Origin of the sequence: Xanthobacter sediminis (genome assembly GCF_043195015.1) — a bacterium.
GTDB lineage: Bacteria > Pseudomonadota > Alphaproteobacteria > Rhizobiales > Xanthobacteraceae > Xanthobacter.
This window is the reverse complement of record NZ_JBAFWH010000009.1, coordinates 165,870-178,841: the sequence shown is the minus strand read 5'-3', so window position 1 is coordinate 178,841 and position 12,972 is coordinate 165,870. Positions and strand designations below refer to the sequence as shown.

The 12,972-nt window shown below is 70.7% G+C and carries 12 protein-coding genes; 6 read left to right on the top strand and 6 right to left on the bottom strand.

Translation table 11 applies throughout. The features are described 5' to 3' along the window. Positions 1–6 precede the first annotated feature (6 nt). The 3 genes from V5F61_RS13760 (at position 7) to V5F61_RS13750 (ending at position 3,460) form a co-directional block, all read left to right on the top strand. Entirely contained in the window at positions 7–495 is a 489-nt protein-coding gene (locus V5F61_RS13760) for a hypothetical protein (protein WP_393988564.1), read from the top strand. A 41-nt stretch (positions 496–536) separates the two neighbouring features. Further along, positions 537–2,129, top strand: a complete 1,593-nt coding sequence (locus V5F61_RS13755) for a bifunctional aminoglycoside phosphotransferase/ATP-binding protein (protein ID WP_393988563.1) — start codon at positions 537–539, stop codon at positions 2,127–2,129. Positions 2,130–2,710: 581 nt separating this feature from the next. Beyond that, positions 2,711–3,460, top strand: a complete 750-nt coding sequence (locus V5F61_RS13750) for a tetratricopeptide repeat protein (RefSeq protein WP_393988630.1) — start codon at positions 2,711–2,713, stop codon at positions 3,458–3,460. A 389-nt stretch (positions 3,461–3,849) separates the two neighbouring features. Here V5F61_RS13750 and dprA read toward each other — a convergent pair whose 3' ends face one another. From dprA to V5F61_RS13730, 4 genes are read right to left on the bottom strand one after another with little or no spacing between them, the layout of a single operon-like run. Beyond that, positions 3,850–4,992, bottom strand: coding sequence for a DNA-processing protein DprA (gene dprA / locus V5F61_RS13745; RefSeq protein WP_393988562.1), 1,143 nt, complete (start codon positions 4,990–4,992; stop codon positions 3,850–3,852). An 11-nt stretch (positions 4,993–5,003) separates the two neighbouring features. After that, complete coding sequence (gene plsY, locus V5F61_RS13740) at positions 5,004–5,612, bottom strand: glycerol-3-phosphate 1-O-acyltransferase PlsY (protein ID WP_393988561.1); 609 nt, start codon at positions 5,610–5,612, stop codon at positions 5,004–5,006. A gap of 39 nt (positions 5,613–5,651) precedes the next feature. Beyond that, a complete protein-coding gene (locus tag V5F61_RS13735) occupies positions 5,652–6,968 on the bottom strand; it encodes a dihydroorotase (RefSeq protein WP_393988560.1) in 1,317 nt (438 codons plus the stop codon). Then, positions 6,961–7,923 (bottom strand): aspartate carbamoyltransferase catalytic subunit, encoded by a 963-nt coding sequence (locus V5F61_RS13730; RefSeq protein ID WP_393988559.1) that lies wholly within the window; start codon positions 7,921–7,923, stop codon positions 6,961–6,963. Before V5F61_RS13730 ends, V5F61_RS13735 begins: the two co-directional genes overlap by 8 nt. A 202-nt stretch (positions 7,924–8,125) precedes the next feature. On the opposite strand from V5F61_RS13730, the gene V5F61_RS13725 reads away from it, so the two are divergent. Further along, positions 8,126–8,554, top strand: a complete 429-nt coding sequence (locus tag V5F61_RS13725) for a hypothetical protein (RefSeq protein WP_393988558.1) — start codon at positions 8,126–8,128, stop codon at positions 8,552–8,554. Positions 8,555–8,680: 126 nt separating this feature from the next. Here the strand turns inward: V5F61_RS13725 and V5F61_RS13720 are convergent, their stop codons facing one another. Then, entirely contained in the window at positions 8,681–9,619 is a 939-nt protein-coding gene (locus V5F61_RS13720) for an AEC family transporter (RefSeq protein ID WP_393988557.1), read from the bottom strand. A gap of 282 nt (positions 9,620–9,901) precedes the next feature. On the opposite strand from V5F61_RS13720, the gene V5F61_RS13715 reads away from it, so the two are divergent. Then, positions 9,902–11,380, top strand: coding sequence for a methyl-accepting chemotaxis protein (locus V5F61_RS13715; RefSeq protein WP_393988556.1), 1,479 nt, complete (start codon positions 9,902–9,904; stop codon positions 11,378–11,380). A 73-nt stretch (positions 11,381–11,453) separates the two neighbouring features. Here the strand turns inward: V5F61_RS13715 and ruvX are convergent, their stop codons facing one another. Next, entirely contained in the window at positions 11,454–11,978 is a 525-nt protein-coding gene (gene ruvX, locus V5F61_RS13710; RefSeq protein ID WP_393988555.1) for a Holliday junction resolvase RuvX, read from the bottom strand. 180 nt (positions 11,979–12,158) lie between these two features. Between ruvX and V5F61_RS13705 the strand changes: the two genes are divergently transcribed. Next, the gene (locus V5F61_RS13705; protein ID WP_393988554.1) at positions 12,159–12,875 is read left to right on the top strand and encodes a metal-dependent hydrolase; all 717 of its coding nucleotides are present in this window, start codon (positions 12,159–12,161) and stop codon (positions 12,873–12,875) included. Positions 12,876–12,972 lie beyond the last annotated feature (97 nt).

Here is a 12,972-nt window from a genome sequence, read left to right as displayed (position 1 = left end):
GGTAGGATGCCTGAACCGATCCCGGTGCGCATTGCCCACCACATGGCGGGCCGCACCCGCCTTGCGGCTCCTGCCGAGATTCCCAGCGACGCGCTGCGTGCCTGCGCGGAGCGCATCACGGCTTCCGGCTCCGTCGCCGCGGAAGTGCGCGGCAACAGCCTGATCCTGACCTACGACGAAGCCGCGCCGGGCGCCGCCGCGCCCGGCCAGCTCCCGCATTTCCTCGCTGCACTGCTGGCGGGGGCGGGGCTCTCGGTTACGCCCGAGCCGCCGCGCCATCCCATCGGCCGGACCGCATCGGCCCTCGGCCGCCTCAATGGCGCGTTCGCGCAGGCGAGCGGCGGGCGCATGGATGTCACCAACGCCGCCTTCGTGGCGCTGGTCGCGGCCGGCTTCGTGCAGCTCGCGCGCGGCAGGGTCGCGGGGCCCGCCATCACCCTGTTCGGCCAGGCGCTTACCCTCGCCCTGCTCCACGACAAGCTTCAGGAGCGCTGAGCGCTGTCCGCAACGGCGCTCCCCATCCGCCGGAGGCAGCCTTGGACGACATCTTGCACGCGGGTCGGGACGATCATGTTGTCGCGGATCAGGGCGCGGTGTTCCGCTTCCTCGCCGATCCGGCAAGCCATGGCCTCCCGCCGGGAGAGACGGTTCGGCGCATCGACACGCACGGCGCCGCCGTGTTCCTGGCAGGGCCCTATGCCTACAAGGTGAAGCGCGCGGTCTACTTTCCGTTCATGGATTTCTCCACCCTGGAGAAGCGCCGGGCTGCGTGCGCGGCGGAGCTCGCCATCAGCGGCGCCAACGCGCCGGGGCTGTATCTGGGCGTCGTGCCCATCACGCGCCAAGAGGGGGGGCTTGCCCTCGGTGGCACGGGCGCGGTGGTGGACTATGCGGTGAAGATGCGCCGCTTCGATCCTGCCGATACGCTGGACCAGGTGGCGGCGCGCGCGCCCTTCGATCGCACGCTGGTGGCCGCCTTGGCCCAGGCCGTGATCCGCGCGCATGAGCGGGCCGAGGTTCGCAGCAGCGCCGATGTGACGACCAGCCTCGCCAGCTATCTCGCGGACAACCGCGCCACCTTCGCCCGGCATCCCGGCCTTTTCGATGCCGGTGAGGCTGCAGCGCTCTCCGCGCAGGCGGAGGCCGAGCTCGCCCGCCTCGCGCCCCTGCTGCGCGCGCGGGCGGAGGAAGGTTTCGTGCGGCGCTGCCACGGCGACCTGCACCTCGGGAACATCGTGCTTCTGGATGGCGCGCCGGTGCTGTTCGATGCCATCGAGTTCAGCGATGACATCGCCGTCTGCGACGTGCTCTACGATCTCGCCTTCCTGCTCATGGACCTGTGGCAGCGCGGGCTGTGGGGCGCCGCCGGCGGGGTCTTCAACCGCTATCTCTGGGCGCAGCTGCGTGATGACGCGCTGGACGGCCTCGCGGCGCTGCCGTTCTTCCTCTCGCTGCGCGCCGCCATCCGGGCGAAGGTGGAGACTGCGGGCCTCGCCCATCTTCCCGCCGAGGTGCAGAGCCAGGCGGAGCGCCGCATCCGCCATCTGTTCGCCAGCGCCAGGGATCTTCTTGCCGAACGGGCGGGGCAGCCGCAATCGCCTCCTCCGGAGGATATGCCCGCGGCGCTGCGCGCGGGGGGGCGCCGCCTTGTCGCCATCGGCGGGCTCTCCGGCACGGGCAAGACCACCCGCGCCCTGCGCTGGGCACCCTTCATCGGCCGCGCCCCGGGCGCGGTGGTGCTGCGCAGTGACATTGAGCGCAAACGGCTGTTCGGCGCCCGCGAGGGTGATTCGCTGCCCGAGGCGGCCTACAGCCCGGAGGTGACGCAGCAGGTGTATACCCGGATGCGGGCGCTCGCCGGCCGCGTGCTGGCCACGGGACAGAGCGTGGTGCTCGATGCGGTTCACGCCCGGCCCTGGGAGCGGGCTGATGCGGAGGCGCTTGCCGGCAGCCTCGGGGTGCCCTTCCACGGCATTTGGCTCGATGCTCCGCTCGACGTGCGGGTGGAGCGGGTGGATCGCCGCAAGAGCGCCGGCAAGGACGCTTCCGATGCCGACGGCGAGGTGGCGCGGCGCCAGCAGGCCTATGACGTCGGCCCGATGACCTGGACCCGCCTCGCCAGCGGTTGAGGGGACGCCGCCGGAAATGCCGCAAAAGGAACGAATATTTCACTCGCAGCAGGGACAATTCGTCACGAATGCGGCTTGAGTTGATTCGCGGACTCACCATCTGCGCAGCGTGAGCTTGCATGCGCCGTGGCTGTGGTGTCCCTCCGGGGCGGCCGCAACGCGGTGATGCCGGGGAAAATGACGCCTGGGGCGTCTCCGGCGCCGGTTCGCCAATGAGAGGAGCACATGACGCGCGTTTCCATTCCTCGGCCGATGGCAGGATGCCGGCGCGGCATGCGGATTGGCGCGCGCGCATCCATGTCTTTCTTCCTTGCAACCGGCCTGTTTTCCAGCGTCCCCCTTTGCGGCGCCGGCCGCGCCGCCGCAGGAGACACCCCATGAGCTGGCTCGACCGCCTGAAAGGCAAGGGCGCCGACGAAGCCCAGACCGCCGAGGACCGCCTGATGACCGAAAGCGCCGCCGTCCCCGAGGCCGTGGAACCCGAAACGGCCGATGCCGCCGGGACCGAGGCCCTTCCCGAGCCCGAGGCCCGTGCGCCCGCCGCGCCGGAGCCCGGCGCCTGGGATGCCGCGGAGGAGCAGATGCGCACCGCCCTCGCCGCTGCGCAGAGCGGCGATTACGATACCGCGCTTTCTATCTGGGAGCCGCTGGCGCGCGAGGGCCATGGCCGCGCGCAGAACAATATCGGAGCTTGCTTCATCGACGGGCTGGGGGTGGACCAGAGCCTTGAGCTGGCGCGCGAATGGCTGGAGCTCTCGGCCGAAGCCGGCGACCCCGTGGGCCAGCGCAACCTCGCGCGGCTCTGCCTGAAGGGGCTGGGCGGGGAGCAGGATGTGCCGCGCGCGCTGGAGCTTTACCGGCTGGCGGCCGAGGCCGGTGATGGCCCGGCGCAGGATGTGCTGAGCTTCCTGCTGTTCGAGGGCACCGTGGTGCCGGCGGACATGGACGCCGCCAAGCGCTGGGCCCAGGCGGCGTCGGAGCAGGGCATCGCGGCCGCTATGACGCGGCTCGGCCTCATCGCCCATCAGGCCGCTGTCGGCCCGGAGGCCGGCGTCCCGGACGAGAACGAGGCCGCAGGCTGGTGGCGTAAGGCGGCCGAGGCCGGTGATCCGGACGGGCAGGCGCTGCTCGGCGCGGCTCACCACCTGGGCGTGGGCGTGCCGCGGGACCGGGTGGCCGCGTTCGCCTGGCTGATCCGCGCGAAGAATGGCCACAGCCCCCTTGCCGAGCGCTTCTTCAACGCCGTGCGCGCCACGCTCAGCCCCGAGGAGGAAGCGGCCGCCGAGCGCCGGGTCGTCAAGGCCGAGGAGCGCGGGGCTGGCGAATCCTGAACGGGGGAACGCGTTCCGCCTGCAGCTTTTCGGCTGTGGTGACACATGGCGGGGCCGGCGCTCCATCGCGCCGCCTCAGCAGGCGGGTTGCGACGTCGGGCACAGGCTGAGCGGTCCCGCCGTCTCCGGTGCGGCCTGGAGATGTCGCACCTGATGCCTTTGGCCGGTCTTCGACCGGCCAAAGGTGCGCGCTCACAGGTGGGTCTCGAGACCCGCGCGGGCTGGGCTGCAGACCCACGAGAAAAGCTCACGGCCTTTCGTATGAGGGGGTGCGCGCCTGCCCCGTCGTAGCCGCGCCTTCAGGCTGGACGGATATCTCCCGCGTGAAGCGCCGCCATGCTTCCAAGAGGGCCCCGCTCTCGCCGGTCGGAGATACCCAGCGTCGAACGCTATCTCAGCGCCACGAGGCCGGCGCCGGGGCGCTCCAGGCGGCCGGCGAGATCGAGTTCCAGGAGAACGGTCAGCACCTCCGCCACGCTGCGCCCCGAAAGGCGGGCGAGGTCGTCGAGCGGCGTGGGCACGGGGCCGAGCAGCTCCAGGATCAACGCACGCGCGCCGTCGGGAGGCTCGGCCGGCTCCATGTCCGCCGATGTCTCCTCCGCGCCGAGGGCAGGGTGGGGCGCGCGGCCGAGCATGGGGGCCAAGGCATCGGTGATGTCGGCGCATTCGGTCACGAATGTCGCGCCCTGCTTCAGCAGGCGATTCGTGCCGCCCGCGCGCGGGTCGAGCGGCGAGCCCGGCACGGCGAACACCTCGCGCCCCTGCTCGGCGGCGAGGCGGGCGGTGATGAGCGAGCCCGAGCGCTCCGCCGCCTCCACCACCAGCACGCCCAGCGCCATGCCCGAGACGAGCCGGTTGCGACGGGGGAAGTCCCGTGCGCGCGGTTCCCAGGCGAGCGGCATCTCCGACACCACGGCGCCCGCATCCGCGACCCTTTCGATGAGCTTCAGGTTTTCCGGGGGGTAGGGCCGGGCGAGGCCGCCTGCGAACACCCCGACGGTGCCCGCCGCGAGGGCGGCCTCGTGGGCGGCGGCATCGATGCCGCGTGCGAGGCCCGACACCACCACGAAGCCGGCCGCGCCCAGCTCGCGGGCCATCGTTTCAGCGAAGTTGCGCCCGGCGGCCGAAGCGTTGCGGGCACCGACAATGGCGACCATGGGCGCGCGCAGCGTCTCGCCCCTGCCGCGCACGGCGAGAAGCGGCGGCGCGTCGTCGAGCGCGCGCAGGGCGGCGGGATAATCCGCCTCTCCCAAGGCGACCAGGCGTGCCCGGCCGCGGGCGAGGGCGGCCATCTCGCTCTCCGCCTCGGCGCGGGTGGGGATGCGGGGCGGCAGCAGGCGCCCGCCGCGGCGGGCGAGGGTGGGCAGCGCCTCCAGTGCGGCCGCCGCGCTGCCGAACTTCCTCAGAAGGGTGCGGAAGGTGCGCGGGCCCACGTTCTCGGAACGAATGAGGCGCAGCCAGTCGAGGCGTTCGGCTTCGCTCAGCACCACGCCTTCCAGCGGGTTCGTGATGGCGGAGGAGCGCCCGGCCATGGATCTCCGCCTCAGCCCTTCGCGCCGATCTTGCCTTCGGTGCCGGCGAGGAGCCGCTGGATGTTCTGCCGGTGCTTGAACCACAGCAGCAGGGTCAGCGCCGCGAGCAGGAGGGTCATCGGCATGTCGTCGGCCCAGGCGACGAAGGCCACGGTGGCGACCGAGGCTGTGAGCGCCGCCAGCGACGAATAGCGGCTGAGGAACGCCACAGCGAGCCACGCGATGGCGAACGCTGCCGCTGCGGGCCAGGCGAGGCCGAGGGTGACGCCGAGGAAGGTCGCGACCCCCTTGCCGCCGCGGAATTTCAGCCAGACCGGGAAGATGTGGCCGAGGAAGGCGCCGGCCGCCGCGGCGAGGGCTCCCGCCTCGCCAGCAAAATGGCGCGCCAGCAGCACCGCCACGGTGCCCTTCAGGGCATCGCCCAGCAGGGTGAGGGCTGCCAGATCCTTGCGGCCGGTGCGCAGTACGTTAGTAGCGCCGATGTTGCCGGAGCCGATGCTGCGGATGTCGGCCGTGCCCGCGCCTCGGGTCAGCAGCAGGCCGAAGGGGATGGACCCCAGGAGATAGCCGAACACCAGCGCCAGGGGGTGCAGGAGCGACGACGGAAGATCAGCGAGCATGGCGGACCCTGGGCGGGGAGGGCGATCTATTTTCGGGCGTCAAACGTATTCATACACCACCTCGCCGGCAACGATGGTGCGCAGCACCCGGCCGGTAAGGCGGGCGCCGTCGAACGGCGTGTTGCGCGAGCGGGACTTGAGCTGCCCCGGCTCCAGCACGAACGGCATGTCCGGATCGAACACGGTCACATCCGCCGGCGCGCCCGGCTTCAGGGTTCCCGCCTTGAGGCCGAGGATCTGCGCCGGGCGGGTGGAGAGCGCGGCGATGAGGTTCACGAGGTCCACCGCATCGGAATGAACAAGGCGCAGGGCCGCCGGCAGCACGGTCTCGAGGCCAATGGCGCCGGGCTCGGCCTCGGAGAAGGGCAGGCGCTTGCCCTCCACGTCCTGCGGCGCGTGGTCGGAGACCACCACGTCGATGAGGCCGGACGACAAGGCGCGGATGAGCGCCTGCCGGTCCTCCTCCGCCCGCAGCGGCGGCTGGAGGCGGAAATAGGTGCGGTAGCCTAGAACGTCCAGCTCGTTGAAGGAGAGATGGTTGACCGAGACCGAGGCGGTCACCGGCAATCCGGCCTCCTTCGCGCGCTGGAGCACCTCCAGCGATTCGACGCAGGTGAGGGCGGCGGCGTGGTAGCGCCCGCGCACCCCCGCGACCAGCCGCAGGTCGCGCTCCAGGATGATGGTTTCCGCCGCCTTGGGGATGCCGGCGAGGCCGAGCCGCGCGGCGAACTCGCCCTCGTTCATGGCGCCCTTGGAGAGGGTGGCGTCCTCCGTGTGGTGGACGATGAGGGCGTCGAAGTCACGGGCGTAGGTGAGGGCGCGGCGCAGCACCAGCGCGTTCATCACCGAGTGATGGGCATCGGTGAAGGCGACGGCGCCGGCGGCCTTCAGCAGGCCCACCTCGGTCATCTCCTCGCCCCTCATGCCGCGGGTGATGGCGGCCATGGGGTGCACGCGCACCACCGCGGTGTCGCGGGCGCGGCGCAGGATGAAGTCCACGATGGCGGGGTCGTCGACCACCGGGTCGGTGTCGGGCTGGCACACCAGGGTGGTGACGCCGCCGGCGGCCGCCGCGTGGCTGGCTGAAGCCAACGTCTCCAGGTGCTCGAAGCCGGGCTCGCCGACGAAGGCGCGCATGTCCACGAGGCCGGGCGCGGCCACGGCGCCCTTGCAGTCCACCACCTCCGCCCCCTCGGGGATGCCGGCGGAGGCGATGCCGAAGGCGGCATCCTTGATGACGCCGTCCGCGAGGAAGACGTCGCCGTGGAAATCCGCCCCGCGGGAAGGGTCGATGACGCGGGCGTTGGCGAGGAGCAGGGGGCGCGGCTCGCGCACCGGAAGGCGGGCGTCACGCATTGGGCAGCTTCCTCGCCAGGGTGTCGAGCACGGCCATGCGCACGGCGACGCCCATCTCCACCTGTTCGCGGATCAGGGAGCGCGGGCTGTCGGCGACCGCCGAGTCGATCTCGACGCCGCGGTTCATGGGGCCGGGGTGCATCACCAGCACGTCCTTCGCGGCGTAGCGCAGCTTGGCCTCGTCGAGGCCGAAATAGTGGAAGTATTCCCGCACCGAGGGCACGAACGAGCCGCTCATGCGCTCGCGCTGCAGGCGTAGCATCATCACGATGTCCGCGCCTTCCAGGCCCGCCTCCATGGAGCGGTGGACCTCGACGCCGAACTGGTCGATGCCCGCCGGCAGCAGGGTGGAGGGCGCCACCACCCGCACCCGCGCGCCCAAGGCGGAGAGCAGCAGGATATTGGAGCGCGCCACGCGCGAATGCAGGACATCGCCGCAGATGGCGACGGTAAGGCCCTCGATCCGCCCCTTGTTGCGGCGGATGGTGAGGGCGTCGAGCAGCGCCTGAGTGGGGTGTTCATGGGCGCCGTCGCCGGCATTCACCACGCAGCAGTCGACCTTGCGGGCGAGCAGGGCCACCGCGCCCGAGGCATGGTGCCGCACCACCAGGATGTCCGGGTGCATGGCGTTGAGCGTGATGGCGGTATCCACCAGCGTCTCGCCCTTTTTCACGGACGAGGAGCCCACCGACATGTTCATCACGTCCGCCCCGAGTCGCTTGCCGGCGATCTCGAAGGAGGACTGCGTGCGTGTGGAGGCCTCGAAGAAGAGGTTGATCTGGGTACGCCCACGCAAGGTTGAGCGTTTCTTCTCCACCTGGCGGTTGAGTTCGACGAACTCTTCCGCAAGGTCCAGAAGGGAAAGGATCTCGCCGGCGGTGAGGCCTTCGATGCCGAGCAGGTCTCGGCCCGAAAGGGCGAAGGCGGGAGCGGGTGACGCTGGAGCGGATGACATGGCAGGCGGCAGGCATATCCGCAGCGGACGCGCGCGGCAAGCGGTCCGCCCGCATTCAACCGCTTCGGCGGGGGATTGCCGCCGGCGTCGGAGAGATGCAACGCATCGGCCGTAGGCTGCGGCGGGCATGGGAAGATTCGGGCGGACGGTCCGCGTCGGCCTGCCATGCGGTCGAGCGGGTTACTGGGAACGGAGTTCAGTCATGACGTCCAGGACGGGAGCACGGGGCCGGGCCGCAGCGTGGGCGCTGTTGGCGGGCATGGCCTGCATCATCGGGGCCCCGGCGCAGGCCGCCGACCTTTACGGCCGCCAGGGCGTGACCAAGGCCCCTCCGCCGAGCGGCGGGTATCAGGGTTGCTCGAATTGCATGGAGCCCGCTCCCGCCCAGATGCCGGCGCCGGCGCCGCCCGCCGGGCCGTTCGCCATCGGCATCGCCAATGCGCCGGTGGTGGTGGGTGCCGTGCCGCCGCCCGTCTATTTCGCGCAGCCGCCGCGGGTGACGCTCTACCCGGTGCCGCAGGTGAATGTGCAGGGGCCGGTGGGCCCGCTTCAGCAGCCGCCCGCGGGCACCCCCCGCAACTGCTGGGTGACGACGACCCCCGGCGGTGCAGGCTTCTGGGCGCCCTGCTGAAGCCGTTGGCGCCGGGCGGGCCGCGTGGGATATTTCAAGCGAAGTACGCGCCGCTTCGCGCGATGACGATGCTTAAGACCCTGGGCCTGGATTGGTTTTTGCGAGCCCAGGCGAGCGGAAGGCGCCTCAGCCCGCCAGCGCCGACGCGACGGCTACCACCAGCGGTAGCGTGACCGCCGCGGCGATGATCTGAAGTGTCAGGATCTCCGCGAGCAGCGTGGCGTTGCCGCCCATCTGGCGGGCCAGCATGTAGCCCGCCGGCGCCGACGGCACCGCCGCGATGAGCGCCACCACCACCAGTTCCACCCCCGTCAGCCCGGCGGCGAGGCCGATGCAGATGGCGATGGCCGGCTTCACCAGCAGCTTCACGCCCAGCGAGGCGAGCACCAGCGGCTTCAGCCGCACCATGGTGTTCAGGGCGAGCCCGCCGCCCACCACCAGCAGGCCGATGGCGAGGGAAGCGCGTCCGAGGATGTCCCCGAACTCGAGGACGAGGGCGGGAACGGGGACGTGGAGCACGTTCAGCGCCGCACCGACCAGGCAGGCGGAGATGTAGGGATTCCGCGCGAGCTGGCCGAGGATGTAGCGCCCCGTGGGCGCCTCCCGCCCGGAGAAGGCGGCGAGCACGAGCACCGCATTCACGTTCACCACCGGGATGAGGGTGACCAGCGCCAGGGCGGCGATGGTGATGCCCTCGGCGCCGAAAAGGCCGCCCGCCACGGCGAGCACCACATAGGTGTTCCACCGCACGGCGCCCTGGTAGAACGAGGTGAAATCCGGCCCGTCGGCGGCGAAGACCCGACGCACCGGCCGGTTGAGGGCGACGATCAGCCCCGACAGCAGCAGCACCGTGCCGATGAGCGTGCCGGCGACGGCGATGATGTTCACCTTGGCGAGGTCGGCCTTCACGGCTGAGACCACCAGCAGCGCCGGGAACAGCACGAAATAGGTGAGCTTTTCCAACGCCACCCAGTGCTGCACCTCGGGCAGCAGGGTTCGCCGCAGGACCACGCCGAGGGCGATCACCAGGAAGACGGGGATGAGAGCGCTGAGGATGGTGGCCATGGTTGCCGTCGGGGAGGTGGGGGAGGCCCCGCGCGGAGTGCGGGCGAACCGGCGAATCGCGATCGCGGGCCGTGCGATTTTTGTAGCATGCTTCGCTTCCGCGCGGCCGACTGGGGGCGGGCGGCCCCGCTTGCACAGAAAACTATCAATGCTTAACTTTTTTCACTGAGAGGTAAATGGGTGTGCTATGTGTATGCAGCGTGACATATAGAAGTGCGGCGCATGACGCTGCTGCCGGACCGCGTTCAGTCCTCCTGGCAAGACGGCGCCGAGGGGGCAACGATGTCTGTGACCGCGTTCCGGCTGGCTGCGCGCAAGGACGCGGCCGAGCAGGCTGTTCCGTACCTTGACGATCTGCCCGTCGCTGTCCTGCTCTGCGATCCGCAGGCTTTTTCCATCACCTATGTGAACCGGCGATCGCTGGAGCTGGCGCGTCGCATCGCGCATCTGCTGCCCGCCGCAGGGCAGGCGCTCATCGGCGCGCCGCTCGACATGCTGCTCGCGGATCATTCGGCGCGCGCGCGCGAACTGTTCGGGCAGGCGGGGAAGCAGCCGGCGCAGGTGCTCGTGCGGCTCGGCGACGAGAGCATCGAGCTGAAGGCGAACATGGTTCGCGGCCGCGGCGGCGAATGCGCCCACCTGCAGGTGACCTGGGATATCGTGACCGACGCCGCACGGCAGGCGCAGCGTGCCGACCTTCTCTTCCACATGCTGGAAGAGGTGCCGGTCAACGTGATGACATGCTCCCTCGACGATTTCCGCATCGACTACGCCAACCGCGCGAGCCGCGAGACCCTGAAGCGCCTGGAGCGCTACCTGCCCTTGAAGGCGGATGCGGTGGTCGGTGCTTCCATCGATGTGTTCCACAAGCATCCGCAGACCCAGCACAGGCTGCTTCGCGACCCCTCGAACCTGCCGCACGCCGCCCTCATCCACATCGGGCCGGAGGTGCTGGACCTGCGGATGTCCGCCATTTATGGCGAGGACGGGACGTATCTCCGGCCCATGGTCACATGGTCGGTCGCCACCGATCGCGTCCGCCTCGCCGAGCAGGTGACGGAGGTGGTGGGTGCCATGGGCGCCACGGCGGGCGAAATGCAGAAGTCCAGCGACCGCCTGCTGGAGCTGACGGAGAACGGCGAGCGCAACGCCTCCTCCGTCTCGGCCGCCGCGGTGGAGATGTCCGCCTCGTTCGACGAGATCAACCGGCGCATCGGCGAGATGTCGGGCCTGTCGGGCAATGTGGCGGAAACCGCGGCAGCCGCCGACCAGCGGGTTTCCGGCCTGTCGCAGAGCATGGAGCGCATCGGCCAGGTCACCGCCCTCATCGAGCAGATCGCGGGGCAGACCAACCTGCTCGCCCTCAACGCCACCATCGAGGCGGCGCGGGCGGGCGAGCTCGGCCGGGGCTTTGCCGTGGTGGCCCAGGAGGTGAAGGCGCTCGCGGTGCAGACCGCCAACGCCACCAAGGACATCCGCCGGCTGGTGGGCGAGGTGCAGGCGGAAAGCCAGACCGCATCGGGCGCCGTCTCCGAGATCACCGCCAAGGTGCGCCAGCTGAGTGAGGCCTTCACCCACGTCTCGTCGGGCGTGGAGGAGCAGGCCGCCACGAACCGCTCCGTCAGTCGGATGATTACCGGCGTCTCCGACGCCATGGGCGAGACGCGGGAGTCGGCCCTTGTCGTGCGGCGGGTCGCCGGGGAGGTGAGCGGCTTCGCGGGTCGGCTCGATGGCGAGGTGGCGGCGCTGCTGAAGAAGTAGCCGCGGAGCGTCCCGGAATGGGACGCTCCGCCCCCCCCGGGCGCGAACGGCGCGGGTACGGATGGTGTCCGAATCAGTCTTCGGCCGGCAATCCGTCTTCGTTCTCGTCCGGCGCCAGCCGGTCGAGGAAATCGAGCGCCCCCTGGAGGATGAAGGCGGCAGCGTGCTGGTCCACCACCTGGGCGCGCTTTGCCCGACTCACGTCGGCAGAGATCAGGGCGCGCTCCACCGCGGCGGTGGACAGGCGCTCGTCCCACAGGGCGATGGGCAGCGGCGTCATCTTCGCGAAATTGCGCGCGAAGGCGCGGGTGGCCTGGGCGCGGGGGCCCTCCGTTCCGTCCATGTTGAGGGGCAGGCCCAGCACGAAGCCCACCGCCCGCCGCTCGGCCGCGAGCGCCAGCACGCGCTGGGCATCGGCCGTGAACTTGGTCCGCCGCACGGTCTCCACCACGGTCGCGAGGCGGCGGTCGGGGTCGCAGGTGGCAACGCCAATGGTCTTGGTGCCGAGGTCGAGGCCGAGAAGGCCGCCGCGCTCCGGCAGCAGGGCGGCGAGATCGGCCAGCGGGCCGATGGGGGCGGGGAGGGAAGCTTCGCTCATCGCTCCTCGCTACCATGGGCACGGCCGCGCGGCCATGGCGCCGGAGGCGGGCGAAAGGGCCGTTGCGCGGGGCGCGCGCTTCCCGGATACTCCGCGCCATTCGTCAGGGCCGGCGCCGCGCCGGCCCGCTCCGTCCGGGGGCGCAGCCAAGGGCGCAATTTCAAAAAAGGGCGCATTTCCATGAAGATCACCTGGTTCGGCCACGCGGCTTTCCGGCTCGATTTCGCGGGCAAGGGCGTGCTCATCGATCCCTTCTACACCGGCAATCCGAGCTTCGTTTCCGGCGTGGAGAACGCCACCCGCGGGGCCACCCACATCCTGCTCACCCACGGTCATTCGGACCATATCGGCGACACCATCTCCATCGTCGAGGACGCGGCCGACGCGGGCACCGAGATCCCGGTGGTGACCAATCCGGAAGTGTGCGCCTTCCTCGCCTCCAAGGGCTGCGGCGGCACCAACGTGATGATGAACACCGGCGGCACGGTGGACATGGGCGGCTTCACCGTGACCATGGTGCGCGCGGACCATTCTTCGGGCGGCCCCGGCGCGCCCTCCGAATATCTCGGCAACCCCACCGGCCTCATCGTGAAGGCGCCGGGCGAGCCCACCGTGTGGCACATGGGCGACACGGACATCTTCTCCGACATGGCGCTGCTGTGCGAGATCCACGCGCCGAAGGTGGTTATCCTGCCCATCGGCGACCGCTTCACCATGGGGCCGGAGGTGGCCGCGCTGGCCGTGAAGCGCTTCCTGCCGGGCGTCGAGGTGGTGGTGCCCTGCCATTACGGCACCTTCCCCATCCTGGTGCAGGAGCCCTCCGCTTTCGTGAAGGCCCTGGAGAACCATCCCGTGAAGGTGGTGGTGCCGGCGAGCGGCGAGACGTTCGAGGTCTGAGTTCATCCTGGCCTCGGTCCCTCATCCCGCGCGGGAGAGGGACCGAGGGGTGATCGGCGCCGCGCCCGTTTGCGCGACTCGGCGGCGCGCCTATAAC

Bases quoted from the DNA above. Each gene is read 5' to 3' on its own strand.
- V5F61_RS13760 (WP_393988564.1), top strand. From the start codon at position 7: ATGCCTGAACCGATCCCGGTGCGCATTGCCCACCACATGGCGGGCCGC.
- V5F61_RS13750 (WP_393988630.1), top strand. From the start codon at position 2,711: ATGCGCACCGCCCTCGCCGCTGCGCAGAGCGGCGATTACGATACCGCG.
- dprA (WP_393988562.1), bottom strand. From the start codon at position 4,992: ATGGCCGGGCGCTCCTCCGCCATCACGAACCCGCTGGAAGGCGTGGTG.
- plsY (WP_393988561.1), bottom strand. From the start codon at position 5,612: ATGCTCGCTGATCTTCCGTCGTCGCTCCTGCACCCCCTGGCGCTGGTG.
- V5F61_RS13735 (WP_393988560.1), bottom strand. From the start codon at position 6,968: ATGCGTGACGCCCGCCTTCCGGTGCGCGAGCCGCGCCCCCTGCTCCTC.
- V5F61_RS13730 (WP_393988559.1), bottom strand. From the start codon at position 7,923: ATGTCATCCGCTCCAGCGTCACCCGCTCCCGCCTTCGCCCTTTCGGGC.
- V5F61_RS13725 (WP_393988558.1), top strand. From the start codon at position 8,126: ATGACGTCCAGGACGGGAGCACGGGGCCGGGCCGCAGCGTGGGCGCTG.
- V5F61_RS13720 (WP_393988557.1), bottom strand. From the start codon at position 9,619: ATGGCCACCATCCTCAGCGCTCTCATCCCCGTCTTCCTGGTGATCGCC.
- V5F61_RS13715 (WP_393988556.1), top strand. From the start codon at position 9,902: ATGTCTGTGACCGCGTTCCGGCTGGCTGCGCGCAAGGACGCGGCCGAG.
- ruvX (WP_393988555.1), bottom strand. From the start codon at position 11,978: ATGAGCGAAGCTTCCCTCCCCGCCCCCATCGGCCCGCTGGCCGATCTC.
- V5F61_RS13705 (WP_393988554.1), top strand. From the start codon at position 12,159: ATGAAGATCACCTGGTTCGGCCACGCGGCTTTCCGGCTCGATTTCGCG.